This window comes from Streptomyces silvisoli, assembly GCF_029269905.1.
Taxonomy (GTDB): Bacteria; Actinomycetota; Actinomycetes; order Streptomycetales; family Streptomycetaceae; genus Streptantibioticus_A; species Streptantibioticus_A silvisoli_A.
In genome coordinates this window covers 148,206-172,083 of sequence record NZ_JARJBC010000017.1, presented here as the reverse complement: position 1 = coordinate 172,083, position 23,878 = coordinate 148,206, and the positions used below count along the sequence as shown (strand labels likewise).

At 69.8% G+C, this 23,878-nt stretch carries 25 protein-coding genes and 3 pseudogenes; 9 read left to right on the top strand and 19 right to left on the bottom strand.

Annotation, left to right across the window (positions count from 1 at the left end):
- Nucleotides 1-54: 54 nt before the first annotated feature.
- The 3 genes and pseudogenes from P3G67_RS25090 to P3G67_RS35865 all read right to left on the bottom strand — a co-directional run.
- Entirely contained in the window at nucleotides 55-555 is a 501-nt protein-coding gene (locus P3G67_RS25090; protein WP_276095505.1) for a hypothetical protein, read from the bottom strand.
- A gap of 25 nt (nucleotides 556-580) precedes the next feature.
- Entirely contained in the window at nucleotides 581-1,144 is a 564-nt protein-coding gene (locus tag P3G67_RS35870; protein ID WP_391858338.1) for a DUF317 domain-containing protein, read from the bottom strand.
- A pseudogene (locus tag P3G67_RS35865) lies at nucleotides 1,145-1,288 on the bottom strand (DUF317 domain-containing protein); the annotation flags it as partial.
- A 198-nt stretch (nucleotides 1,289-1,486) separates the two neighbouring features.
- Here P3G67_RS35865 and P3G67_RS25080 point away from each other — a divergent pair.
- From P3G67_RS25080 to P3G67_RS25055, 6 genes and pseudogenes are all read left to right on the top strand, one after another.
- A pseudogene (locus tag P3G67_RS25080) lies at nucleotides 1,487-2,009 on the top strand (AAA family ATPase).
- 203 nt (nucleotides 2,010-2,212) lie between these two features.
- Nucleotides 2,213-2,989 carry a class I SAM-dependent methyltransferase gene (locus P3G67_RS25075; RefSeq protein WP_276095504.1) on the top strand — a complete coding sequence of 259 codons (777 nt, stop codon included), beginning with the start codon at nucleotides 2,213-2,215 and terminating at the stop codon, nucleotides 2,987-2,989.
- Between the two features lie 369 nt (nucleotides 2,990-3,358).
- Nucleotides 3,359-4,117, top strand: a complete 759-nt coding sequence (locus tag P3G67_RS25070) for a TnsA-like heteromeric transposase endonuclease subunit (RefSeq protein WP_276095503.1) — start codon at nucleotides 3,359-3,361, stop codon at nucleotides 4,115-4,117.
- Nucleotides 4,114-6,159, top strand: a complete 2,046-nt coding sequence (locus P3G67_RS25065; RefSeq protein WP_276095502.1) for a Mu transposase C-terminal domain-containing protein — start codon at nucleotides 4,114-4,116, stop codon at nucleotides 6,157-6,159. The genes P3G67_RS25070 and P3G67_RS25065 overlap by 4 nt, the downstream gene beginning before the upstream one ends.
- The gene (locus P3G67_RS25060; RefSeq protein ID WP_276095501.1) at nucleotides 6,156-7,232 is read left to right on the top strand and encodes an AAA family ATPase; all 1,077 of its coding nucleotides are present in this window, start codon (nucleotides 6,156-6,158) and stop codon (nucleotides 7,230-7,232) included. The genes P3G67_RS25065 and P3G67_RS25060 overlap by 4 nt, the downstream gene beginning before the upstream one ends.
- Nucleotides 7,229-9,760, top strand: coding sequence for a TniQ family protein (locus P3G67_RS25055; protein WP_276095524.1), 2,532 nt, complete (start codon nucleotides 7,229-7,231; stop codon nucleotides 9,758-9,760). The genes P3G67_RS25060 and P3G67_RS25055 overlap by 4 nt, the downstream gene beginning before the upstream one ends.
- A gap of 82 nt (nucleotides 9,761-9,842) precedes the next feature.
- On the opposite strand, the pseudogene P3G67_RS25050 reads toward P3G67_RS25055, so the two are convergent.
- The 16 genes and pseudogenes from P3G67_RS25050 to P3G67_RS24975 form a co-directional block, all read right to left on the bottom strand.
- Nucleotides 9,843-10,010, bottom strand: a pseudogene (locus tag P3G67_RS25050) (DUF317 domain-containing protein); the annotation flags it as partial.
- Between the two features lie 103 nt (nucleotides 10,011-10,113).
- A complete protein-coding gene (locus P3G67_RS25045; RefSeq protein ID WP_276095523.1) occupies nucleotides 10,114-11,316 on the bottom strand; it encodes an ATP-grasp domain-containing protein in 1,203 nt (400 codons plus the stop codon).
- Nucleotides 11,317-11,414: 98 nt separating this feature from the next.
- Nucleotides 11,415-11,753: a hypothetical protein gene (locus P3G67_RS25040; RefSeq protein ID WP_276095500.1), complete on the bottom strand. Its 339-nt coding sequence runs from the start codon at nucleotides 11,751-11,753 to the stop codon at nucleotides 11,415-11,417.
- Nucleotides 11,754-11,806: 53 nt separating this feature from the next.
- Nucleotides 11,807-13,048 carry an MFS transporter gene (locus P3G67_RS25035; protein ID WP_276095499.1) on the bottom strand — a complete coding sequence of 414 codons (1,242 nt, stop codon included), beginning with the start codon at nucleotides 13,046-13,048 and terminating at the stop codon, nucleotides 11,807-11,809.
- Nucleotides 13,045-13,620 (bottom strand): hypothetical protein, encoded by a 576-nt coding sequence (locus tag P3G67_RS25030; RefSeq protein WP_276095498.1) that lies wholly within the window; start codon nucleotides 13,618-13,620, stop codon nucleotides 13,045-13,047. Before P3G67_RS25030 ends, P3G67_RS25035 begins: the two co-directional genes overlap by 4 nt.
- Nucleotides 13,617-14,513: a winged helix-turn-helix transcriptional regulator gene (locus tag P3G67_RS25025; protein ID WP_276095497.1), complete on the bottom strand. Its 897-nt coding sequence runs from the start codon at nucleotides 14,511-14,513 to the stop codon at nucleotides 13,617-13,619. Before P3G67_RS25025 ends, P3G67_RS25030 begins: the two co-directional genes overlap by 4 nt.
- 32 nt (nucleotides 14,514-14,545) lie before the next feature.
- Nucleotides 14,546-14,968 carry a hypothetical protein gene (locus P3G67_RS25020; RefSeq protein ID WP_276095496.1) on the bottom strand — a complete coding sequence of 141 codons (423 nt, stop codon included), beginning with the start codon at nucleotides 14,966-14,968 and terminating at the stop codon, nucleotides 14,546-14,548.
- Between the two features lie 12 nt (nucleotides 14,969-14,980).
- The gene (locus P3G67_RS25015; RefSeq protein ID WP_276095495.1) at nucleotides 14,981-15,421 is read right to left on the bottom strand and encodes a hypothetical protein; all 441 of its coding nucleotides are present in this window, start codon (nucleotides 15,419-15,421) and stop codon (nucleotides 14,981-14,983) included.
- A complete protein-coding gene (locus P3G67_RS25010; protein WP_276095494.1) occupies nucleotides 15,418-15,873 on the bottom strand; it encodes a hypothetical protein in 456 nt (151 codons plus the stop codon). Before P3G67_RS25010 ends, P3G67_RS25015 begins: the two co-directional genes overlap by 4 nt.
- A 110-nt stretch (nucleotides 15,874-15,983) precedes the next feature.
- Nucleotides 15,984-16,331: an SH3 domain-containing protein gene (locus P3G67_RS25005; RefSeq protein WP_276095493.1), complete on the bottom strand. Its 348-nt coding sequence runs from the start codon at nucleotides 16,329-16,331 to the stop codon at nucleotides 15,984-15,986.
- A gap of 199 nt (nucleotides 16,332-16,530) precedes the next feature.
- Entirely contained in the window at nucleotides 16,531-17,256 is a 726-nt protein-coding gene (locus tag P3G67_RS25000; protein ID WP_276095492.1) for a hypothetical protein, read from the bottom strand.
- 55 nt (nucleotides 17,257-17,311) lie between these two features.
- Entirely contained in the window at nucleotides 17,312-18,001 is a 690-nt protein-coding gene (locus P3G67_RS24995; RefSeq protein ID WP_276095491.1) for a hypothetical protein, read from the bottom strand.
- A 251-nt stretch (nucleotides 18,002-18,252) separates the two neighbouring features.
- Entirely contained in the window at nucleotides 18,253-19,002 is a 750-nt protein-coding gene (locus tag P3G67_RS24990; protein ID WP_276095490.1) for a DUF3631 domain-containing protein, read from the bottom strand.
- Nucleotides 18,999-19,487 (bottom strand): hypothetical protein, encoded by a 489-nt coding sequence (locus P3G67_RS24985; RefSeq protein WP_276095489.1) that lies wholly within the window; start codon nucleotides 19,485-19,487, stop codon nucleotides 18,999-19,001. The genes P3G67_RS24990 and P3G67_RS24985 overlap by 4 nt, the downstream gene beginning before the upstream one ends.
- Nucleotides 19,484-20,137, bottom strand: coding sequence for a DUF4913 domain-containing protein (locus P3G67_RS24980; RefSeq protein WP_391858335.1), 654 nt, complete (start codon nucleotides 20,135-20,137; stop codon nucleotides 19,484-19,486). Before P3G67_RS24980 ends, P3G67_RS24985 begins: the two co-directional genes overlap by 4 nt.
- A 170-nt stretch (nucleotides 20,138-20,307) precedes the next feature.
- Nucleotides 20,308-21,063 (bottom strand): DNA-methyltransferase, encoded by a 756-nt coding sequence (locus P3G67_RS24975; protein WP_276095488.1) that lies wholly within the window; start codon nucleotides 21,061-21,063, stop codon nucleotides 20,308-20,310.
- Between the two features lie 529 nt (nucleotides 21,064-21,592).
- Between P3G67_RS24975 and P3G67_RS24970 the strand changes: the two genes are divergently transcribed.
- The 3 genes from P3G67_RS24970 (at nucleotide 21,593) to P3G67_RS24960 (ending at nucleotide 23,873) form a co-directional block, all read left to right on the top strand.
- A complete protein-coding gene (locus tag P3G67_RS24970) occupies nucleotides 21,593-22,729 on the top strand; it encodes a C40 family peptidase (protein WP_276095487.1) in 1,137 nt (378 codons plus the stop codon).
- 136 nt (nucleotides 22,730-22,865) lie between these two features.
- On the top strand, nucleotides 22,866-23,180 hold the full coding sequence (locus P3G67_RS24965) for a DUF6112 family protein (protein ID WP_276095521.1): 315 nt from the start codon (nucleotides 22,866-22,868) through the stop codon (nucleotides 23,178-23,180).
- Nucleotides 23,181-23,873: a hypothetical protein gene (locus P3G67_RS24960; RefSeq protein ID WP_276095486.1), complete on the top strand. Its 693-nt coding sequence runs from the start codon at nucleotides 23,181-23,183 to the stop codon at nucleotides 23,871-23,873. It begins immediately after the preceding gene.
- Nucleotides 23,874-23,878 lie beyond the last annotated feature (5 nt).

Sequence of the window (23,878 nt, the reverse complement as noted above, 5' to 3'; positions counted from 1 at the left end):
GCGTGAGCGGAGCCAACGGGGCCGGGACATGGGACTCCGGACGCAGGTGGGTGGTCAGCGGGTGCGCGGCGCGGTGCCGCTGCCTTGTGCTGTGGCTGGCTTCGGCAGTGCGGGACGGGCCGCCGCCGGGCGGGCCGAGGCGGGTGCCGACGCGGCGGGGAACCACATGCGGGCGTACTGCTCGATTGCGGTGCGCAGGCCGGTGCCGTCGGTTCCCTCCCACAGCCGCTCGCCAGCACGCTGGTTGTGCCAGTCACGGACGACGGCGTATCCGTCGCTGCCGGGCTTGACACCGCGGGCGGCGTCTCGGCGGGTGAAGGTCCCGTGGTCGGCGAAGGTGAGGATCGCGAGGTCGACGACACCCTGGTCGGGGTGGATGACCCGCAGGCGCAGCCCGTCGTACTCGCCGTGCCGGATGGTGGGGGCGAAGTCGATCCGCAGCCGCAGAGGCGAGTCCGACTGGGGGGCAGCGTAGTAGGAGTTGCCGATGACCGCGTGGTCGTCGAAGGGCAGTGCGAGGACATCGTCGAAGAACTGCTGTACGTGCAAGGACATTTGACCTTCTCGTGGGGATGGGAGGTCAGCGCCGCGGGCCGCTGCGTCCGGCAAGGACGGCGGGCGGGAGCGTGGTGGTGGTCCACCGCGGGACGCTGCGTGCGGTGAGCGCAGGCGGCCGTCGGGCTGCGAGCCGCTGGACGTCGAGCGGTGTCGGAACCGGAGGTGGCGGGGGCGTGACGGGGGTGAGCTGGGCGTGCTCGCGCAGGGAGCGGAGCATGGAGTCCTTCCACCGCGGCAGCGGCGCGGGGTCGGACACGCTCAGGGTGATGGCCTTCACCAGCGGGACCGGGGTGTTGGTGGAGGCGGTGGCGTACCAGCGGGAGTAGCTGTTCTTCGGGCCGCCCCACATGTACCAGCGGGCCTGAAGCGTGGTGAGTTCTTTTTCCGGATCGAGGCGGCCGGTGGTGTATTCCAGACCGGCCATCCCGTCCGGGGTCTGCAGTTCCAGGACGTCCCATCGTGGGTGCTGGGTCTTCCAGCCACGGTTGATCAGTGGTGCCACGGCGGCGAAGGCGGCCAGTTCGGGATCCGTGGGGTCGGGCGGGGCAAGGTAGTGGTCGGGGCCGTCCTGGTACGCCTGAGCCAGGGCCGTGGTGAACGCGGTGACGAACTCGGTGGGGCAGGTGTCGTTGAAACTCACGCCCCAGGCGGGCGGGCCGAAGCGGTCCTGGTAGGCGTTGATACGCCACAGCCCGTCGTCGTCTCCTTCGGGCAGGAACCCGAGGCGGACCTTGCGTGTAGGTTCGCGTTAGATTTTTCGCTTTCTCAGCAGTCCATCGTCAACTTGTCGCCTGCGACATATGGCTGCGACTCTTCGAGATGGGTGACACCTGATCTTGGTGGTTGACACCGCCCTGAGAACGCCGAGCTGTACCGGATTTCGGCTGTGCCCGTTCCCGCGGCCCGCACAGCGCTAGCGTTGGGCACCGTGATCGTATGGCTCAACGGCACCCACGGCGCAGGCAAGACGACGACCAGTGCACTCGTGCAGCAGCTGCCCGGATTCACGGGTGTTCGACGCCGAGAAGGTCGGCGAGACACTCATGGACATCACGCCCGGGCTGCCCAGGACGGACAACTTCCAGCACTGGCCACCGTGGCGGCAGCTCGTAGTCGAGACCGCCCATCGCGTACTCGACTACACCGGCGGCACTCTGGTGATGCCCATGACTGTCCTGGTCGAGCAGTACTGGCGCGAGATCAGCACGGACCTCGCCCAACATGCCATCCCCGTACGGCACTTCGTCCTTCACGCTGACCAAGACACCCTCCGCGGGCGCATCGCGGGTGACACTGTTGTTGGCCCCAACTCCCCATTCCGTCTCCAATACCTCGAGCCCTACGCCGAGGCGGCCCGCACGTGGCTACACGGCGAGGCCGAGGTCGTCGACACCACGCACCTCACGCCCGCCCAGGCCGCCCTGCAGATCGCAGAGGCCGTCAAGACTTGAGGTCCGCCCGCTGCGCGAAAACAGGCGCAGGTGGCAACAGAGAACGTCCTTCTGGTGTCAAGCGGTGCGAATAGCCTTAGCCAGGGGCCCCTGAGCCCAGCACCGCGGTGTCATCTACCCCGAAAAGTCGCAACTGCTGAGAATCGACGGCTGCGAATCGCGGTCGCCCCGCTTGCCGTGCGCGGCGTAGATAAGATGACCGTGTGGATCAGGACGAACGGCTTCTGCACAGCTCGTCGTTCGGCGCGGCGGCGGCCGCGTACGCCGAGCACCGCCCGGACTACGCGCAGGCCGCGGTGCGGTGGGCGGTCGAGCCCGCGCCCGGCCTGCGGGTGCTCGACCTCGGCGCGGGAACCGGCAAGCTGACCGCCACGCTGGTCGCGTTGGGCGCCGAAGTTATCGCGGTCGAGCCCGACCCGGCGATGCTGACCGAGCTGCGCCAAGCATTGCCGGATGTCCGTGCCCTGCCGGGCAGTGCCGAGGCGCTACCGCTGCCGGACGCGTCCGTTGACGCCGTGCTGGCCGGAAATGCCATGCACTGGTTCGACATGGCCGTCGCGGGACCCGAGATAGCCAGGGTCCTTGCCCCCGGCGGCATCCTGGCCGGCCTGTGGAACGTCATCGACAACCGGGTCGAGTGGGCTGCCGGACTCGAGCGGGTCAGCGGCAGCGCGGCCATCGGCCCGCGTGACACGCTCAGCAACTGGCGCGCCGCAACGGCAGACATGCACCTTCCCAACATCGGCATCGCCCGGTTCGGCTCGCCGGAGCAAGCCGAGTTCCCGCACGGGCAGCGCCGCACCGCCGACTCTCTGGTCGCGACACTCGCGACGCGCGCGGGGATGCTCGTCATGCCGGAACAGGAACAACAGGCCACGCTCGGCCGGATCCGTGCTTTCCTCGCGAGCAGACCGGAGACCGCTCACGGCGAGTTCACCCTCCCGATGCTGACCGGTGTGCTGCGCGTCCAGCGGCTGTGACCGCCATCGACTGCCCGATATTCGTGCAAGCGTGTCGCGGTTCGTCGACTTGCGTCCGCGCGACCGGACCCACGAGCCCCCGCAGCGCTTCGATCATCAAGCGTCTCGCCGGGCAGCAGCCGCGTCGCCGGAAGGAATACCTGCTCCTACGCGACCGTGTCGCGCAGAAGCTTGGCCGACTTCCTACAGTCTCTGACGAGCAGCTTCGGCTGTGAGTCTGTCCAAAGCCCGCCACGCCCGGGCCGCTGCGGTCTCCCGTTATCGGATGGTCCTTTTCGAGATGTACGGCATGGATTGGGGTGTATGCCGGGAAGCATCTGGATGGGACGTGATCGGCGTCTCTTTGCGGACCAGAGGCGTGGGGCGGCGATGGCGGAGGCCGACGGACCTGGCGGCGCTCGGGCGGGCGGGGTGCGGGTGCGGTATCGCTGTTCGGGCGGCGCGTTCGCCGAAGTGCCGCTGAACCGGCTCGATGTCAGCGAGGTGGTGGATGGCCTTCCGGTGCGGGAGTTCCGCTCGTACAGGGGGCGGCGGCATTACTCGGGCTGGTTTTGGTCGGCGAGCATGGGGCGGTTGGTGGTTTACGAGAGCCGTCTGGAGCTGGCCCGGCTACTGTTGGCCGACTTCGACCGGAGCGTGGTTGCCTTCGCCGCGCAGCCGTTTCAGCTGGTGGGCGAGGATGGCGGGCGGGTACGTCGCCACGTGCCCGACGTGCTGCTGATGCATGCCGATGGCTCGGTGACGGTGGTGGATGTCAAAGCCTCCTCCCGGTTGGAGGACCCACTGGTGGTGGCCCAGTTCGCCTGGACGGGGCGCCTCTGCGCCGAGCGGGGCTGGCGGTTCGAGGTCTGGTCCGGGGTAGACCCGCGGTACTTGGAGAACGTGCGGTTCCTGGCCGGCTACCGCCGCCGGTCGCTGATCGATGAAGGACTCGTCCCTGCGGTGCTTGAGTGCGTGGGTGACCAGCAGACGATCGGCGGGATCGAACGCGTCCTGGCGGGAGCCCATGCTGCGCCGCTGGTGCGGCCGGTGGTGCTGCACTTGCTGTGGTCGGGCCGTCTGGTTGCGGATCTGTCCTCCCCTTTGGGAACGGCAACGGCAGTACGCCAAGCCGGGGAGGCAGGGTGACGGTGCGCGTCCTGTCGCTGTTCCCGGGGGCCGACTTGCTGCTGGACGGGCAGGCGGCGGAGGTGGTCCAGCTCGACGGGGTCCGTGCGGTGCTGAAGGTCTCGGCGACGGGGCAGTTCACGACGGTGTCGGTGGGACACCTGGCAGCCCGGGCCCGGCCGCTGGCCGATGTGCCGGCCGACGAGGGTGGGGCTGGGGCTGATGCGGGGGTGGTGTTGGCCGCGGTGCCGCAGGACCAGTTGGCGGCGGTGCGGGAGCGGGCGGAGCATGTGCGGGAGGTGCTGACCGGTTTCCGCAGCGGTTACCGGGCCGGTGCTGCCGCAGGTGAGCCGCGCCCGCAGTTTGATCCGGCCCGGTCGCTCAAGGACCGGTATCGCGCGAAGGCCGAGGAGTTGGGGGTGACGGCGCGGACGGTGGAGCGGTGGGCGGCGGAGTACCAGGCCAGCGGTGAGGCGGGGCTGGTGGATGCTCGCTCGGTGCGCGGCCGGGGGACGCGGGTGGATCCGCGGTGGGAGGAGGCCGTGCGGTGGGTGCTGGCCCAGAGGGTGACGGCCTCCACGCCGACGCGCCGCGCTGTCTTGGAGCAGGCTGCTCGGCGCGTGGAGGAGGTGCACGGGCCCGGGGTGGTGCCGATGCCGTCGCAGGCCACAGCGTTTCGGCGGCTGGCAGAGTGGACGGCGGGGACGAACGCGGTGTCGGGCAGTGCTGCGGGGCGCCGGTCGATCGCGGCCCGGCCGAGCGGGACCTATGGGCGGCTGCGGGCAAGTCGGCCGGGCGAGTACGTGGTGCTGGATACGCAGGATCTGGACGTCTACGCGATGGAGCCGGTGACCGGCCGGTGGCTGCCGGTGCAACTGACCGTCGCCCAAGATCTGTTCTCCCGCTGTGTGCTGGGCCTGCGACTGACGCCGGTGTCGACCAAGGCGGTCGACGTCGCCGGGGTGCTCTACCAGACCATGGCGCCTCCGGCCGTGCAGGAGCTGGACAGCGCGCTGCCCTACCACGGCATCCCGCAGCATCTGGTGTTCACCGAGACCAGCGGCGGGCTTGAGGCGGGGGTGTGTCCGCCGGAGACGCTGGTCGTCGACCACGGGCGGGCCTTCCTTTCTGCGCATGTGATCGGCATCTGTGCCCGGTTGGGAGTGTCCGTGCAGCCTGCCCAGCCTTACAAGCCGACGGATAAACCGACCGTGGAGAGATTTTTCCGGACCTTGCGCGAGGGCCTGATCCAGCATCTGCCCGCCTACAAGGGACCGGACATCTACAGCCGTGGCGAGCGGATCGAGGACCAGGCGTTCTATTTCCTGCACGAGTTGGAGGACCTGATCCGCGAATGGATTCGCGAGGTCTACCACCACGCCAAGCACTCCGGGCTGGTGGTGCCGCAATGGCCCACGCTGCAGCTCTCCCCGAGCGAGATGTTCGCGATCGGGGTGGCGAAAGCGGGCGTCTTGCGGATCCCTGCCTGCTCGGGCTTGGCCTACGACTTCCTGCAGGTGGTGCCGCGCACGATCCAGCACTACGGCGTTGAAGTGCACGGACTGCGCTACAACGGCCCGGCCTTGGACCCCTACCGCGGCTCGACCAGCCCCTACGGCGGCACGCTGGCGGGAAAGTGGCCGATCCGGGTCAACCCCGATGATGTGCGGTGCGTGTACTTCCACGACCCCGCCGACTCCTCCTGGCACCGACTGTGGTGGGAACACGCTCCCTTGCTGGAGGGCCCGTTCAGCACCGAGGCCGCACAGTATGCCCGGCGTCTGGCCACCGGATCCAACTGCGAGGCGGATCCGGCCCGCGGCCTTGCCGCGCTGCTGGCCCGCTGGAGCCAGGGGGAGGTCGCCGACCGGCGTGAGAAGCGCATCGCTGCCCGGATCGCCGCCGAACGCGTCGCCCTGCCCACCCTGGTCGACTCCGCAGTGCCGGTCGCCGCAACCGGCAGTGCCGACCTGGTGGCAGGTGACGACGACCGGGACGAGGAGTTGTTCGACGACGTTGATGACGAGGACTTCTACGCCGACGCGTTCGAGGTCATCGAATGAGCCGGGCGTTCTTCAGTCTGTCCCGCAAGGAGGGCTGGCGCCAGTACGTGGAGGCACTGCCACGTCAGCGCCCGGAACTCCTCTCGGTCCGGCAGTTGTCCGCCCTGGGCTCGGCAGCGCGGGAGGAGTACGACGAGGCCCGGCACGACTGGCACGCGAACTTCGGTACCGTGCAGACGCCGCAGCTGGCCGCTGTCCACGAGGAGTTGGAGCAGATCGTGGCCAGTAACCGGCAAGATCCCGACCGGGTGAGGGGTGCCGCGGTCATCGACGCACTGCCCGGCCTGGGCAAGACCACCATCGCCAACACCTTTGCGCGCGCGTTCGACCGCCAGCAGATGCACCGGCTCGGCCCGGTCACCAGCGAGGGTCATGAACACATCCCGGTCTTCCGGGTCGGCCTGACCTCGAACACCACCTTGCGCACCTTGAACCGCATGATCTGCGACTTCTACGGACATCCGGCCACCGGCCGGGCAAGCGCCGCTCAACTGGCCAGCCATGCGCTGGATTGCGTGTTGTCGTGTCACACCCGCGTCGGGCTCATCGACGACCTGCACTTCATCGATCCCCACCATCGCGACGGTCTGGCCGTCAGCAACCATTTGAAGTGGCTTGCCAACGAGCTGCCGGTCACCTTCATCTACATCGGCGTCGGCCTCGCCGAGCGCCGTTTCTTCGCCGAAGGGCTGCTGGGTGAGGATGCCGCCCTCGCGCAGACCGCCCGCCGATGGACCCGACTTGAGGTCCCGCCCTTCCACCTGGACGGCCGCAGCGCACGACGCGCCTGGCTCGGTCTTCTCAAAAGCACTGAGCGCCAACTCGTCCTGGCCCGGCAGCAACCGGGCATGCTCACCGACCTCGCCGACTATCTCTTCGAGCGCACCACCGGCCACATCGGCTCCTTCATCACATTGATCACGCGCGGTTGCTTCAAGGCGATCCGCACCAGGGCCGAGGCCCTCACCGCCGACCTGCTGAGCACCATCCGGATCGACGAAGCCTCCGAACAGGCCCGCCGCCATCTGGCCGCGGCCCAAGAACGCACCAGCGCAGCCTCGGTACATTCATGACCAGCACCGCCACACCCCGCAGGATCCTGCCGCTGCGCGTTGCGCTGCTGCCCGGCGAGGGCCTGGACAGCTGGCTGGAAGCCCTCGCCCGCCGCAACGGCCTGACGGTGCAGGCCATGGCCACCGCACTGCACCTCCCGCTCCCCGACCGGGGACAGGTGCGCAGCCACGCTCTGGTGACGAGCATCCCGTCCGAGGCGCTGCGCGACGTCGAGCAACAGGCCGGTCTCGCCCACCGATGCCTGGATCAGGCCGTGCTCAACCCGGCGCTCCCTCTTGGTCCACAACGCGCACGGGCCTCCCGCTACTGCCCCGCATGTCTATCCGAACGCGACGGCCGGTGGCTGCTGCGATGGCGCATGCCCTGGGTGTTCGCCTGCACCCGCCACCGCGTGATACTCAACGACACCTGCCCGGCCTGCCACGCCTACCCTCGGACGGCGTCGGCCTGCCGCACCAGCCTGCGCCCACCGGGAGTCTGCACCGCATGGACAGCCGGACGCACCTGCCTGCATCCCCTCTCCGACGCACCGGCCACCGCGCTGGCAAGCGGCCATCCCCTGCTGGCCGCCCAAGAATGGATCGACACTGTGCTGAACACCGCCGAGAGTCACGGCGGTTCACCGGCGCTCGAAACCGCGGCCCGCGTCTTTGCGGACCTTCACCTCCTCACGGGCTGGCTGCTGCGCCAGCTGACCACCGCCGAGGTCCGGGCGCTGGGGCCGGTGATCGAAAAAGCATGGCACCAGCACCATCATCCCGACGCCATCCCGTGGCGGCTGCGGCCCCTGGACGCCGCCGTGGCCGGCCTGATCACCACATACGCCCGCCCCCTGCTCGACACAGGTGATCACCAGGCCATCGCCCGGATCCGCGACCTGCTCCACCGCGCCGGCGGACCAACATGGGCCTGTCCCAGCGGCATGGCCGCGCAGCACTGGCCCCGTCTGTCAACTCAGACGCAAGCACGGTTCCTGCGCGCCGCGGACCCGAACTTCCGCAGCTTCGACCGGCTCCGGCTACGCTCGTGCGTCGCCAGCGCCGCCCTTCCCCCACCCGTCACCGACCCGTCCGCTGCCCGCGCCCGTCACATCCCGCAACTGTTGTGGCCACACTGGACGATCCGGCTGCTGGCCTCCCCACACGTGCTCGTCGACAGCTTCCGCGCCGCCGTCTCCGCCTGCCTACTGATCCCCGGCGCTCCCACCCGCAACACCGCCGCCATCACTGCGCATCTCCACCCCTACCTGCGCAGGCGTCTCACCTTCTCGCTGCGGGCGCTGGCCGCGCAGGGGCACCAGCAGATCTTTGCCGTGATCTGCCACCTCGCCGACTACCTCGACGAACACGGCAGCCCCATCGACTACCAACGACGCCGCGAAGTGATCCCGGCCGAGGCCATCACCGCAACCGAGTGGCAACGACTCTGCCGCCTGACCGGCGCACAACAGGGCCGGGCCCGCAGACTCCTCAACGCCCAGCGATACGTGAACCAACTCCTGACCGGGAACGATCTGAACTACCCCCGTCACCCGTTGACGCTGCGTTCCGTTCGGGATCGAGGCCAGTACCTGAAGTTCACGTCAACCTTGACCGCACCTCAACACCAGGCCCTGACCGAGCACGCGGCAGCAGTGCTCCAACGTCTGGGCATCGACGAGCCGGTCGCCTGGCACCCACCCGACCGATGCTGCGGGCAACTGCAACTTCCCGGTCGCACTCCCGAGGACGTCGACCGCGCCGCACTCCATCGCCTCGTGATCGTCGAGCAGAGGCCCCTGCGCAGCGCGGCAACCGAGCTCGGCACCAGCGCCTTCCACATCCGTCAAGTCCTCAAACACTCCTCACCGCCGGACAGTTGGACACCTCCGACCCGGGAATTTTTCGAACGCGAATACCTCTCCGCCCGAAAGCCATTGCGCCGGATCGCTCACGAGACCGGCCACAACCGCAATCGCCTCAGCCAGTGCGCGAAAGACGCCGGCATCGCCTTGCGGCACGGCGTCGATCCCATCCCTATCGACGTCGACTGGCTCGCCGATCAGTACCTCGTCCGGAAACGTTCCATCGCAGACATCGCCCACATGCGGGGCGTCGGCACGTCCACGATTCAACGCAGTCTGCACCGCTACGGCATCACGACGCGCCCGCCGGGGACTGGAAGCCTGCCCAGCAGGCTCATCACCTGGGACGACACCCTCCCACACGACATCCGCCGAGCAGTAGACGGCAAAGCGACCGGCTGGCAGCGGCTCGCCCGCTTCCAAACCATCGCCGCGTTCCCCAACCTCCACGCCGCGGCCCGCCACCTCGGCGTGGAGCCCTCCGCACTCGTCCACCAGCTCCGCCAGCTCGAGCGCTCCATCGGAACCCAACTCCTGCACCGAGCCACCGCCGCCAGACCGATAAAGCTCACAGGTCGCGGGGCAGCACTCCTACGTGACCTGGCTCGTCCCGAAATCCAAGCCATCCGCGAGACAGCCTGCGGCGCGAGAAGCACCATGTCGAAGAAAACGAAAACTCCGTGAGAATCGGCGCCGACAAGCCGCTGAGAACGTGGTCAGACGCTCCAGCTCAATCCACCCCAGCACGACCCGACAAATGAGAACCTACATTGCGGTCGGGGGCTGTCAGATAGGCGTTGGCGAGGTCATCATGGTGCAGCTCCCAGCCGAGCGCGAGCAGCGGTTCAAGGGCCGGGTCGCCGATGGCGGTACTGCCGGCGAGGTAGCGCGGGGAGACGTAGACGTCTCCGTCGATCGTGTCGGGGTCGGTCATGGGTACATCCGTCAGGTTCGGGGCACGGATTCAGCGGGTGGCCATCGCGTACGAGGCGGGCGCGGCGGGCCGGGAGGCTCGGGGTGGGTCGAGCGGGCAGCGGTTACGCGGGGACGCTGGGCGTGAGCTGGATGGTCAGGTGCCGGTACGCCTCGGTGGCCCGTGCCTGGGCGTCGGCGGCGGTGGGGCCGGTGGTGATCAGGAAGCCGATGCGCGCGCTAAACATGTCGCCCTGCGGCGGCAGCACGAGTTGGTCGCCGGCCTGGCGCTGGAAGCAGACGCGCTCCAGCCAGTCGGCACGGGCGGCGAACTCGGCGTCGACGTGGCGGGCGGTGAGGGTGCCGGAGTAGGCGGGGTAGATCAGGCGGATCGCCGCTGCCTGGCTGCGGGTCGGGGTGAGGTCGGGGGCCTGGCCGCAGGCGATGTCGGCGGCGGCGCGCGCCAGGTCCACGCCGGTAGCCAGGTGGACGAGGTGGCCGATCATGTCGCCGGCGATCCGGGCGTTGACCTCGATCAGGTGGGGGCGGCCGTCGACCAGGCGCATCTCTACGTGGCTGACCCCGTCGGAGACGCCGAGGGCGTCCAGGGCCGCGACGGCGACCGGGGCCACGGTGGCGAGCAGCGGGTCGCTCGCGTCGACCACGTGCGCCAGTTCCTCGAAGAACGGTGGCATGCCGACGGTCTTGCGGGTGACGGCGACCACGGTGGTCTGCCCCCGGTAGGTGACGCACTCGACGCTCACCTCCGGTCCGTCGAGGTACTCCTCGACCAGGACCCGCGTGCTCTCCACCCCCTGGCCGGCGGCCTGGGCTGCGAAGGCGTACGCGCCGGGCAGTTCGTCGGGGGCGTTGACGCGGATGACGCCGATGCTGGCTGCGTGCGAGGCGGGCTTGAGGACGACCGGGTAGCCGACGCGCTGCGCTGCGTCGGCTGCCTCGCCCTTGGTTGCCACGCTCACGGAGGCTGCGGAGGGCACGCCGTGGCGAGCGAACAGAACGCGGGAGGTGCTCTTGTTGCGGCAGCCCTGGAGTGCCTCCGGCGCGGTGGTGCGCAGGCCGAGCTGGCGGGCCAAGCGCGCGACGGGGACGAGATACCACTCGGTCCACGTCATCACCCCGGCAAGCTCGTGCCGCTCGGCAAGTGCGCGGCCTGCCGCCGACAGCGCCGCTTGATCAGTGGGGTCGGCGACCTCCCAGTCGAGGAGGAACTCGCGTTCCCAGGTCGGCTCGGCACCGCAGATCAGGACGACGTCGTAGTGCGCGGCGACATTCTCCAGGCAGTATCCGCGGTACGCCTGCGCCTCCATATCAGCAGCAGCGACGACCAGGACGACGGGACGAGAGGGCAAAAGAGCGCTCCAAACAGTAAGAGAGGGAAAGGGAGTTCAAGGCGGCGACGGCCGGGTCAGGCTGTGCGGCGGCGGCGCAGCTCGAAAGCGGAGGCCCAGTGGGGGTGGTCCTCGATCAACTTCCTCGCGTACAGGGCGGTGAAGTTGTTGTTCAGGCCGCGCACGCCCGCGGGAAGCTGCCAGCGCAGGTCCTCGAACAACGCCTTCAATCCGACGCGGGTCGCCCCGGCCGCCAGCCGCTGGGCCGTCAACCGCTCCAAGGCCCGGTAGACGTAGGGGTGTTCAGCGTCGAAAGCCAGGAAACGGTCGGTGAGCGCGGGCCTCGACCCTGCGCGGAACGACGGACGGGCCACCGGCAAGGCGCTGTGGTGGGCGAGTGCGTGGGGCGTGGGCATCGCAGAGTCTCCAAGGGGCGAGCGGTGGGTGAGCAGCAGGGCGACCGGAGTGGTCAGGCGAAGGAGGCGCGCAGGCCAGGCGTGGTGCGCAGGCGCGCGAAGGAGGTGAACAGCCCCAGGGCCTGCAGGACGGCACATCCGGTGATCACGGGGCCGAGCAGGGCGGGCGGCACGGCGGCGACGAGGACGCCGGCGACGGGGTAGGGCAGCAGGAGCAGCAGGATCGTCAGCGACAAGGTGGCGCCGAACACCTGGGCAGGGATGAGGTGGGAGCGCAGGGTGCGCAGCACGACGGTCAGGCCGCCTTCGCCGGCCATGAGGACGGCGATCAGCGCGAGATAGACGCTGTAGGTGTGGGTGAGCGAGACGGCCAGGCACGCGAAGGCGGCGATCGCGGCTGAGACGGCGCCGACCGGCCACAGGCCCCAGCGGTCGATGGCCCGGCGGCATGCGGCGACCGCCGCGAGGGAGGTGACGGCGGCGGCCGACCAGACCAGGCCGACATCGGCGGTGGAGTGCCCGAGCTGCCTGACGACGATCACCGGGGCGGCAGCCTGCAGCAGGCCCACGGCGAGGTTCGAGACGGTCACTCCGGTCACCAGCCAGCCGAGGGCGGGCAGCGACTTCAGGGTCGACCAGCCGGTGCGCAGTCCTTGCAGCACGGACTCCCCCGCACCGGTCCTCTCCCGCTGGTGGCGGCGGGGGGCGAGGGCACTGGCGAGCAGCGAGAATCCGGCGATCGCGGTGAGCATCCCGGCAGTCCCGGCCCACTGGAGCAGCAGTGCGGCAAGCGCCGGTCCGGCCAGGGTCGCCCCCTGGTCAATGCCGAGCAGCACGGACTGCACGCGGTGAGCGCGGTCGCCGGCCTCGCGGCTGGCCACCCCGCCCGCGGTTTCGGCCGCGATGTAGGAGAACTCGGTGAGCACGCCGGTGGACGCGGCGAGCAGCATGACGGTGACCGTCGTCCCGATCCCGTCTGCCTGCGCCGACAGGACGAGGGCTGCGGCCAGGACGACCACGGCTCGCGCCGCCGAGGCGTAGCGAAGCACAGTGGTGGTGCCGTGGCGGTCGACCAGGGCCCCGGCGATGGCGAACGCCCCCAGGCGCGGGATCCACTCCAGCGCGAACGCAGCCCCGGTCAGGGCCGCGGAGTTGGTGGTGGCCAGCACCAGCAGCGGGATGCCGTACGTCGTCATCGCGAACGCGGCGGCGTCCATGCTGCGCGGCAGGTAGATGCCGCGCAGCAGGGTGGACACCGGCCGGCGGGCGTGCCGGGGTCCGACGCGGGATCTCACGCAGCGTGCTCCGTCTCGTCCGCCGCGTGGTGGGAGCGGGTCTGCGTCTGGCGCAGGGCGTGAGGGTGCTCCTGGAACCAGGCGGCAAGTGCCACCCGCGGGACGTCGAGAGCACGCGCCGCGTTCGGGCCCAACACCGCACTCAAAGCCTCCAGTCGGCCCTTCGCACCATCGTCTCCCGGGTCCTCATGCGTGTCCGGCACGCGGGCCAGGAGCTGAAGTGTGCTCTGGACGCGGGTGACGAAATCACCGCTGTGGCTGGGGTATTGGTGGGTGCGGGCCCAACGGGCGACGGTGTCGTACACCTCGGCAAGGTCCTCGCCGCTGCGAGTGAGCCGGTAGCGGGCCGGCTGGGCTTCTTCGTCGGCGCAGACCACGCCGACGTCGCGGGCGGCTTCGAGTGCGCGGCGCAGCTGGTGGCGGGCGAGGTCGTCGAACGTGCCGCCGAGGCTGCCGCGGCTGACCGGGCCGTTGTCGTCGATCTCGCTGATGAGCCGGATCAGGCCCGCCGAGGACAGGGCGGTGATCGTTCGGCGCGCGTGCGGGTGGTGGAGGATCTCCGGGGTGGTCATCGACGCGGGCCTCCTGCCGGAGCGATGGGTCGGGCGGGTATCTGGTGGGAGAACAGGTCGCTGGCCTTCCACGCGGTGCTCGCCGGAGGCGTGGTCGCCAGCGCCGGGACGGCGGCCGGCACGGCGGGGGCCGTGGGCGCCGGCAGACGCGTCTGGGTGGTAGCCCAGGGGGCGGAGCGGGCCTGAGACGGGGCAGGGCCCTGGCCCCACAGCGGGTGGGCGCCAGCGTCGGCGAGCGGTCGTCCACCCGCCCAGGCCGAGACCGTCTGGAAGACGGGGGCGAGGGCCTGGCCACTGGCGGACAGCTGGAAATCGCCGGTGCCGGTGGCCGTGACCAGGCCGTCGGCGACCAGCCGGTCCAGCGGCTTGTAGACGGCGGTCAGTCCGTAGCCGGGCATGGCCTCGACCGCCAGTGTCTTGGCGGTCGCAGCGCCATGGGACTTGAGGGTCCACAGGATCGGGGTGGCGTGCCGGGGGCTGATCAGCGTGAGCGCGTCTTCGACGTTCTCGGCGGCCGGGATGCGCTCGGGCTCCATCTCGCCGGTGGTCTTGTTGCGGACGAGGTCCTTCTCCAGGTGGGCATCGCCCCAGGTGGCGATCACGGTGAGGACGGGCATCAACTCGGCGCCACGGCGGGTGAGGCCGTAGGTGACGTGACGCGGGGCGTACTCGGTGCGCTCGACGACGCCGGCGTCGGTGAGGTGGCGCAGCCTGGGGTGGAGCTGGCCGTCGTGGAGCCACGGCAGCCGGGACTTGATCTCCGCGTAGCGCAGCGGCTGGGAGGAAAGGGTCATCAGCGCCCACACGCTCCAGCGCGGGGCGAGCATCTCCAGGCTCTCGGTGACGCGCGAGAGATCGTTCAAGGTGGTGCGGGGCAGACCGGTGGTGGCCAAGGGGGAGGGACTCCTCAAGCGGTGCGGGCAGGTCAGCGGGTACGGGAGGTGGCCGGCGCCGGGGTGGCGGGTGCGGGCGCAGCCGGGGGGTGTGTGTTCGGGCCGGAGATGCGTCGCAGTCCTCCCAGAACTGCGCCGACGCTTTTGGCGTAGGCGTCGCGGGCGGCGACGGAGTCGGCGAGGCGGCGTGCGCAGTCGAGGATGTGACCGGCTTCGAAGCGGCCGATCTCACGCTCGGAGGAGGCGAGTTCGCGCAGGCGGTCCCTCTGGAAGGCGATGTTGCGTTCGGCGAGTGCCAGCTCGGTGTGGGTGCCGGTCAGGGCGGCGAGCATGCTGTCACGGGGGTTGGTCTCGGCGAGGGCTTCGAGGTGGGCGAGCGGCTGCCCGTACAGCTGCTCGATGCGCTGGGCGATGATCTGGGAGGCGGAGTGCGCGGTGGCGTGGGGCTGGGGCAATCGGCGGGGCTTTCACGGACGTCGGGCCGGCGCCGCTCCGGCACGCACGGATGCCGGGGCGGGCGCAGTGGCGGTGATCTTGGGTTGGGTGAACTGCGCGGGCCGCGGGGAGTGTTCGCTGACCGGGGGCATGGTCCGCAGCAGGTCATCGAGTGCGACGGCATATCCCTCGCGGCCGGCCAGAGCCGCCTCCAGCCAGGCCGCGTCCATGCGCAGGTCGTCGGCGGACAGCTCGCCCATGTCGCGGTCGGCGGCGGTGGCGTCGTGGACGCGTTCGCGTACCCGGGCCACCTGTTCTTCGGCCAGCGCCAGGAAGCTGCGCAGTTCCAGCGCGCGCTGGAGTGCCGCGTAGGCAGCAGGGCTCACCGCCTGCGCGTACAGCTCCGTGACAGGGGCGCCGAAGGCTTGCTCCAGCACCTGGTCCCGGCTGGTGGGTTTCTGTGCGACGCTCACCGCATCGCCCCTCGCACCGGTACGGCCTGGGTGCTCGGCAGCACCGGAGCGGTGGTGGGCAGCGCCGGTGCGCGGCGGGCGGCCGGGGAAGCGCCACGCCAGGCGCCGGGGCCTTGCTTGCCGGGAGCGTTGGGGTCCAGGAGGTAGTTGACGACCATCGCCCGGCCGTCGCGCACGGCGACGGCGGCGTTGACCTGATGGGCCAATTCCATGGCCGGGTCGTCGAGTTCGCCCGGCGTGGTGCGAAGCACGTCAACGAGTGCGTCTTCTGCCTTCTCCAACACGGCTTGGGCTTCGGCGAGCAGGCCGTGCCAGTGCACGACGCTGGTTGCCTCCGGGTTGGCCTGCGGCGCCGCAGCCACCGCCCGACGCAGGTCGGCGAGCGGCACCTGGAAGCGGTCCTCGATTCTCTGGGCGATGAAACCCATCACGTCCTCGATGCCGTCAGGCACTGCAAATCTCCTCTCGTTCGGATCCGTCACGGGGTTGCCGCCTGCTGGCCGCCCAATGAGGCCGTCGGACTGCTGAATTCAGCGCCGCAAGGCGAGGTGGTGCGCCAGGGCTAGATGTCGATGCACGTGTAGACGGTGCGATAGACGTAGGTGCCGGAAACCCAGCCCGTGACGCCGGTCTTCTTGTCGGTGATGTAGTGCCAGTTGCCGCTCGTCTTATGGACGGTGAACTTCTGCCCCCGGTACAGCACGCCGACAGCAGTGGACTTGGTGGTCGCGTTCGAACGGATGGTCACGGCCTTCGTGCCGATCACCCACGGTCCAAGCCGGTCACACTGGCTGGACAGTGCAGTGGCCGGGGCCTGGGCCGGTGCGGCACTCGCGGTCGTGGCAGCCACGAGCGGGAGCGCCAGCGCACCCAGGACAGCGGCAGAGGCAACGAAACGGGTGGAGCGCATCGGGAATTGGCCTCCATGCCAAGGAGTGAGGGAATGCGGGAAAGAGACCCCGGCAGATGCCGTGCGGGTCGAGAACAAGAATCCGGAGAATCCCTGGTTTCGGTAACCGGGGATTGGGTGCTATGTTCCGCGCCGCCTTACGCGGCGCGGACGGCATTTCTCCGGGCCGGGCAATGCGCAGCGGCGGGGAGCGGCGAATTCAGCGACTCGGTCCGCGAGGTGGAGCCGGGCGAGCGGGGAGTGCGCGGACGGCAGATGCCGCCGCGGTGTGGCGGGCCGCCGGCGACGCGCTGGGCAGCGGCACGTCCTCGCCGCGCCAGTGCGCTTCCCACCACTGGGTGGCGGCCTCAAAGGTGGCGAAACCCCCCTCACGCAGCGTGTGCGTCCAGGCATCGGTGTCTACTTCTTCCAGCAGCACGCGAAACGGCAGGGGTGCCCGCTCATCCAGCGCGCGCAGCATCACGGTGGTCTGCATCGGCTCGCTGTCGTAGGTGTAGCTGGTGAGCAGGGCGAAGTGGTCGCCGTCGCTGCGCACTCGCGCCTCCAGGGCGCGGGTGGACTGATCCGCGGGCGTGGTGCCCATGCCGTCGGGCAGGAGGATCTTCTCCTCGGGGCAGCCACGGGCGATCAGCCAGGACTGGGCCATGGACGGCAGCGGGAGCATCTCGTGCGTGAAGCGGAAGGTGCGCGCATCCGTGTCGCGCTTGAGGTGCAGGGCCACGATCTGGGGCTCTCCGGGGATGCCCCAGGTGACGGCCCCGTTGTGCATCACGTAGAAGCTGTGCTCGGCGTCCTCGGTGTGGTGCTCGGCGAGCACGGTGAGCATGTCGCTCTCGATTTCGATGTGGTGCGAGAACAGTTCGGCGACGTGGTCGTTGACGGCGTCGTAGCCGTCGAGGCGGAAGTCGGGTTCGTGGTGGGGCATCGGTACTTTCGGTTCGACGAGGCCGTTGGCATCTGCGCACGGCCCGTTGGGCCACTCAGCGACGGGGGCGCGCGAGGGCTGCCGGCGCTCCTGGGACGGGCGGGGGCGTGGTGCCCGGTGGGCCGGCCGGGCGTGGGGCGGCTAGGACAGCCCGGCCGGCGTCGGTGAGGGTGACGGGTTGGCCGGCGTGCACCGGGTGGGAGGTGTCGCGGTGGACGAGGCCGGCCTTCTCCAGGCGCTGCAGCTGGTGGTAGGAGATGCGCGTGCGGGAGGACGTTGCCACGGCCAGTCGCCGGGTGAGCAGGTGCTCGTGCAATTTGGCGCCCTGGGTGATGGCGAGCAGGGCCGCGAGGTCCGACGTGGACACGTGCCGTGGGTGCTGGGGAGGGGCAGCGGTCTCGATCGGTTCCAGCGTGGCCTGGACCATGGCCTGTTGGGCGTCGCGCTCGCCAACGGCTTCCGCCAGCTGATCCATGGTGCGGTCGATCCGGGCGAGCAGGGCCTGGTCGACCGGGAATTCACCGGAGGCGAGGCGGGCGAGCAGGACGCGGTAGAAGGTAACCGCTGTCTCGGCCTTGACGAGGTCGCGGTGGGCATCGACCAAAGCGCTGCGCGCGGCGTCCAGCAGGCCGCGGTCGCGGTGCTGCCACAGCTGCTCGATCGTCTGGCCCACCGCGGTCTCGATGCGGTGATCGAGGGCGGTCAGCGTCTTGCGGGCGGGAGCGGGTGCGGGGGTGGAGGTCATAACGGAGCGGTTCTTGTCAGCGAGCGAAGGCCCGCGGGCCGTGCGGATCCAGGGCGACGCGGACCTCGACGGACAGACCGTGTCACCGGGGTGCTGCGTCGGTCCCAAGCAGTCGAGGAGCCGGAGCATGGGGGCCGCTCGGGGCTGCCTGCCGGGCCAGGGCGACGCCGGTGCCCTGGCCAGGCCACGGGCAACGCTTCAGGCCCCAGCCTGCGGCCGTTACCGGCCGCGTACGTGCCAGGCGGGGTGCGTCAGCAGGACCAGTTGGGACGTGCGGCCAGCAGGTCACTGCGCCGGTAGGCCGTGTAGCGGCTGCCGTCAGCAGCACGGGGCTTGCGGGGCCGAACGCCGAACGGGAGCAGGAGCCGGCCAAGCCGGACCGCAGTGATGTCGGCATACGGCCGGCGCTCCTCGGCCTCGCCGGGCAGATCGCGCAAGTACGCGACCAGATCGGTGGTGGTGACGTATTCCGGGGCCGCCAAGGCGTCGAAGGCATCCAGGCAGGCGTGGACGATCGTCTTCGGACGGCTCGGGCGGAACACGCCGTCGTGCTCGGGCGCGTGCGCCTCAAAATCCTCGAAGTCGGGCTCGAAGTCGTCCTCCAGGTCGGGGTCGAAGTCAGGCTCGAAGTCGGGCTCCAGAGCGGGATCGAAATCAAGGTCGGGGTCGAACTCCGGTCCCCCGTCATCGACCGGCTCGTCTGCAGGCTCCTCGTCGGGTTCGTACGCGGCGGCGCAGCAGCAGGTAGTGGACAGCAGGGCGTTCAGCTCAGCTCCTGCCGCCATGCGCTCGATCAGCACGCTGGTGAGCTTGTCGAACTGCTCGGAGGCGCTGACTCCCTCGGGCAGCTCGTCGCCGGACAGGCTGGCGAGCTGCCGGTCGAGGTCCTGGACCTCGGCGAACACGTCGAGGATGGCGCGGTGGTGAGGGTTCTCGGCGACCGGGGCCGGCGCCAGCACGGCGGTGGCGACCTGGTCGATCAGGGTGGGGAACTGCGTCAACGAACGGGGCCCTTCAGGGTCGAGGAGGGGGCAAGTTGGGGAAGGCCGGGCATCGCATACAGCGGCGGTGCCGGCTTGGGGATCGGCTGCCGCGTGCCCAGCTGCGGAGAACGGGTACGGGCGGCGTGGGTCCGGGTGCTCATCGGCTGCCGGGTCATGCCGAGACGGGCTCGGGCGGTGTCGTACACGTCGTGCGCCTCGCGCGGGCGTACGGCCACCACATGGATCTCGGTGCGGTACGTGGAGTTCGCGGGGGCCGGTCGCTGGGCGTAGACGATGCGCCAGGCGTTGCGGTGGTCGACGTAGATCTTGCGGCATCCGGCGAGTTCCCGGGTCAACTTGGCCCCGAACAGACGGGCGTTGACAACGTCCTGGAGCTGGGCGAGGGCCAGGTCACGGATGTCGCCGGGGGCTTGAAGGAGGTCGGTCAGGGCTCGGGGGTTGAAAGAGAGGCCGAAGGCCGGCCGCATCTCGGGCCCGGTCATCCGGCTGCCCGGTCCGGTCCGTCGCTTTCCTTCGGCTCCTCGGCAGCGGAGCTTGAAGATCGAATCGAGGGCCGGGGGCCAGGCAGCAGGCGGTGGGCGGGCCGGTCCGGATCCGTCATGCACGCCGACAACGGTCCGCCAGGAGCCCGGACGGCGGCCATGGCGTGGGTGAGGAAGTCCCGGTGCCACACGAACAGCCCGGCCGGCCCGGCTTCAGGGTCTTTGTGCTGCTGGTAGGCCAGCCACAGGGCATGGAGCCAGGCGACGACGTCATCGTGCTCCTGCCACTGCTCGCACCACGGGGCGGCGGTGGTGACCTCCGCGCAGTAGACCCGGATGAGGAAATCATCCACCCAGTCCGACAAGGCGTCGAGTTCGTCTTCGTACTCCTCGCCCTCCAGCTCCAGGATCGGGCGGGGCTCGGGCGGCGCGGGCTGCTGCGGCATGCCGGCGAATCCCGGCATCCCGAAGGCACCGAACGGTGAAGCCGACGGCGCGGGCGCGGACGCGAGGCTGTCGAGCTGCCGCGCCTGCTCGGCTGACTGATCGAGCAGCTTGCGCACGCTCGCCTCGATGCTCTCCAGATCGGATTCCGGAAGCCGGACCGGTTCCGTGGCCCCGTCCTCCGGGGGGTTTATGGATTCAGGCACGAAAAAGGGCCTCCTTGAAGCCGCAGCCGATGGCGTGAATTACGGCTCCAACCATCCGGACAATCCCCGGTTTCGGTAACCGGGGATCCGGTGCTATAACCCCCGTGCGCGGCACGGCAAAGGCGTACTGACACCAGCACCCATGCCGTGCCACACGGAGGCATAGAGACTCAGGCTGTCAGGGTGAAGTCGTCCTGGGTCAGGGTCTGTTGCAGTGTCTCGGTGAGCCGATCATTCGCGATCTGCGCATAGTGGCTGGTCTTCTCGACGCCGATGAAGTCACGGCCCTCCAGCAGGGCCGCAACTCCGGTCGAGCCCGAGCCGCAGGTGAAGTCGAGCACAGTGCCGCCCGGCGGAGCGATTTGCACCAGCTCACGCATGACCGAGACGGGCTTCTGCGTGATGTGCTGCCGCTCCTTGCCCGAGGGCTGCGAGGCGCTGTACAGGCCCGGCAGGTAGACCGGGTTCCGCGCGGCGTCAATCGGCCCGTTGCTGGCCCACACGATGAACTCGCAGTTCTGCGTGAAGCGGCCCTTCTGCGGCCTGGCCTGCGGCTTGTGCCAGACCAGCACACCCCGCCACAGCCAGCCGGCCGCCTGGATCGCGTCCGTGGTGATCGGCAGCTGACGCCAGTCGGTGAACAGCAGCGCGGTGCCGCCGGTCTTGGTCAGCCGGTGGGCCTCGGTCATGATCTGCGTCAACCAGAAGCCGTAGCTGCGCTGGTCCATGTTCTCGCCGGTGAAGTCGGGCAGCGTGTGCTGGGCGTCGGCGGAGGTGTACTTCTGCTTCGCGCTGCGGGAGGTGCGCTCCTTCGCGGTCCGGCCACCGCTGTTGTACGGCGGGTCGGTGATGACGGAGTCGACGCAGTTGTCCGGCAGCTCGGCCAGGACGCTGAGCGCGTCGCCCTGGTGCAGGGAAAAAGCCAAAAGGGGTACCCCAATTCGGGTCGGGCGAGGTGAGGGAGAAGCGCTCCGGCTCGCCGGGAAGCCCCGCAGGACCGGATGCGGGCAGAGGGCATCGCGGTCCGCACGGCGGGGTGGCGAGGGGAGGAGCCAAAACTGTAGGGCACGATCCCCGGTTGAGCGCTATCGCCGCCAAAATCCTTGAAATCAAGCCTTGATCACGAACGATTTCGGCAACCGGGGATCCGCCCTTACTGTTTTGGAACTGCCCGGCGAACACCGCCGATGGCTCTCACCCCCGCCCCTGCCTTCGTGGAGGTGTCCCCTTGCCCCGGCACACCTGACCCGACTTCCGGCGCACGGGTGCGAGCGTCAACTCGCCCCCGTCGCCAGGCACTGAGATTCGCTCACCACCGGCCGCCGCACCCTTTCCACAACTGCGCATGCGCGGCCGGGACTTCACTTCCAAGGACCCCGCTGTGACGCACCCCTACCCGCCCCTGCCTCAAAACCGGCCGCCGACCGGCCACCGCCCGCCGGAAGGCGGGCCGGATTGAAGGGCGTAGTCGCCGCCATCGGCGTCTTCTGCCTCTCTCCCCTCCTCCTCGCCGGCACCGCCGCGATGGCCGCAGCGGCCAGCGACGGCGCCGTGAATGCCTCCTGCACCACCACGGGCGCGGACATCGACACCGCTGCCGTCGCCAAGCAGGTCACCGCCATCCTCGGCGGCAAAGGCTCCGCCAAGGACATCCAAGTCGAGGGACTGGACCTGCCCGACGAACAGATCCCCAACGCCAAGACCATCGTCGCCACCGGCATCTCGCTCGGCGTGCCGGAGCAGGGCCAGGTCATCGCGCTCGCGACCGCCATGCAGGAATCCCGGCTGCGCAACCTCGACTACGGCGACCGCGACTCACTCGGCCTGTTCCAGCAGCGCCCGAGCGCGGGCTGGGGCACCCCCGAGCAGGTCCGCGACCCGGTGTACGCCTCAACCAAGTTCTACAAGGCGCTGCTTGAGGTGCACGGTTGGCAGCAGATGACGGTCACCCAGGCCGCCCAGGCGGTCCAGGCATCCGGCTTCCCCGACGCGTACGCGCAGTGGGAACCGCTGGCGCGCGCTCTGCAGCAGGCCATCGTCAAGACCCTCCCCCACGGCAGCAAGGACACCAAACCCGACAAGGCCAACACCCACGCCACCGCGAAGCCAACGGACTTTGGTTGTAAGCCCGGTGTGGACGGATCCAGCTGGGGCACGATCCCGGAGGGCGCCGTCCCCAAGGGTTACACCATCCCCAAGGACGCCCCGGCGAAGGTCCGCGTCGCCCTTCAGTGGGCCATGCAGCAGCTCGGCACCCTGTACCAGTGGGGCGGTGACTGCACCAACCCGCACGGTCCCGACCCTATGGGCCGCTGCGATTGCAGCTCCCTGATGCAGCAGGCATACGCCCACGCCGGCGTCCCGCTCACCCGCACCACGTACACCCAGGTCACCGAAGGCAAGCCGGTCTCGCTGAACGACCTCAAGCCCGGCGATCTGGTGTTCACCCGCGGCACCGCAGCCACACCCGAACATGTTGGCATGTACATGGGCTCGGGGTTGGTGATCAACGCGCCGCGCACCACCAAACCCGTCCGGATCGAGCCGATCAAGGACTGGGACGTCCTGGCCGCCCGCCGCATCGTCTCCTGACCCGCCGCGTGTCCCGCCCGGTCCTGACGCCGGGCGGGGCCGGCCGGTCACCGGCGCGCCCCGAGCGCCACTTCCCCCTTTTCTTCTTCCCGTTCCCCGCTGGGCCATCCGGCCTGCGCATGCAAGGAGCTTTGCCATACCCATGTCTCTCGCAGACCACGTGGTCTACCTCGCCTACAACCCAGGCGTCACGCCCGCCGACGGCGGCCTGCCTGGCCTGTCTGTGCTGAAGAACGTCGTCAACAGCATCAACCTCTTCGGCATCGTGGCCGTCGTCGGTGCCCTGGCCGTCTCTCTCGGTGTGTGGGCCTGGGGTCACCACACCGGTGGCCACCAGGCGGAAGCCAACGGCAAGAAGGGTGCCGTCGTCGCAGCCGGCGCCGCCCTGGGCCTGGGAGCCGCGAACGGCATCGTCGCTTTCTTCTCGGCCCTGGGGTCTCAGGTCCACTAGATGCCGAATCGATTCAGCTCCCCGCTTTCGGGCTACGGCGCCACCTGGTCGACCAGACGGCGCGTCCTGATCATCGGCGTCGTCCTCGCCGCGCTGCTCGCCGTCGCCGGCATCGCCGCCTGGTTCACCGGGCACGACGGACACCACCACGACGCCAGCGCCGCGCCGTCCGTGTCGGACAGCACCGCACCCTCCGCGGATCCCACGCCGACGGCGACGCCGTCGGGCACCGGGTCGGTGCCCAAGCCCCCGCGGATCAGCGATCCTCTCGCCTACGCCAAGGCCGCCGCGGTGATGCTGTGGTCCTACGACACCCGCGATACCAGCCGCGACCAGGAACTGGCCGGCATGAAGGCGTGGATGACCACCGAGGCCAAGTACGCCGACTGGTCTTCCGTCACCGGCCAGGTATCGGACCCGGTTCTGTGGTCGCGCCTGGGCGACAACGCCCAGCACGCCACCGCCAAGGTCACCGACGCGCACTACCCGTCCGCGTTCAAACAGGCCCTGGCCGACGACCCCTCCGCGATCACCGACGCGTACATCTACTACGTCACCGTCACCGGCACGCAGCAGATCGCCTGGAAGAAGGGCGGCAGCGGAGCCCAGGACCAAGCCGTGACCCTCGCCGTGCAGTGCCGGCCCTCGCACGACTGCTCCCTGGTCGCCATCGCCCCCAGCGTCGCGCCCTGACCCAG

Excerpts from the sequence above, each read along its gene's own strand:
- P3G67_RS25000 (WP_276095492.1), bottom strand. The coding sequence starts at position 17,256 with ATGCCCCACCACGAACCCGACTTCCGCCTCGACGGCTACGACGCCGTC.
- P3G67_RS25070 (WP_276095503.1), top strand. The coding sequence starts at position 3,359 with ATGGCGGAGGCCGACGGACCTGGCGGCGCTCGGGCGGGCGGGGTGCGG.
- P3G67_RS25040 (WP_276095500.1), bottom strand. The coding sequence starts at position 11,753 with ATGCCCACGCCCCACGCACTCGCCCACCACAGCGCCTTGCCGGTGGCC.
- P3G67_RS25005 (WP_276095493.1), bottom strand. The coding sequence starts at position 16,331 with ATGCGCTCCACCCGTTTCGTTGCCTCTGCCGCTGTCCTGGGTGCGCTG.
- P3G67_RS25060 (WP_276095501.1), top strand. The coding sequence starts at position 6,156 with ATGAGCCGGGCGTTCTTCAGTCTGTCCCGCAAGGAGGGCTGGCGCCAG.
- P3G67_RS25045 (WP_276095523.1), bottom strand. The coding sequence starts at position 11,316 with ATGGAGGCGCAGGCGTACCGCGGATACTGCCTGGAGAATGTCGCCGCG.
- P3G67_RS24960 (WP_276095486.1), top strand. The coding sequence starts at position 23,181 with ATGCCGAATCGATTCAGCTCCCCGCTTTCGGGCTACGGCGCCACCTGG.
- P3G67_RS24995 (WP_276095491.1), bottom strand. The coding sequence starts at position 18,001 with ATGACCTCCACCCCCGCACCCGCTCCCGCCCGCAAGACGCTGACCGCC.
- P3G67_RS25055 (WP_276095524.1), top strand. The coding sequence starts at position 7,229 with ATGACCAGCACCGCCACACCCCGCAGGATCCTGCCGCTGCGCGTTGCG.
- P3G67_RS25090 (WP_276095505.1), bottom strand. The coding sequence starts at position 555 with ATGTCCTTGCACGTACAGCAGTTCTTCGACGATGTCCTCGCACTGCCC.
- P3G67_RS24985 (WP_276095489.1), bottom strand. The coding sequence starts at position 19,487 with ATGACCGGGCCCGAGATGCGGCCGGCCTTCGGCCTCTCTTTCAACCCC.
- P3G67_RS25030 (WP_276095498.1), bottom strand. The coding sequence starts at position 13,620 with ATGACCACCCCGGAGATCCTCCACCACCCGCACGCGCGCCGAACGATC.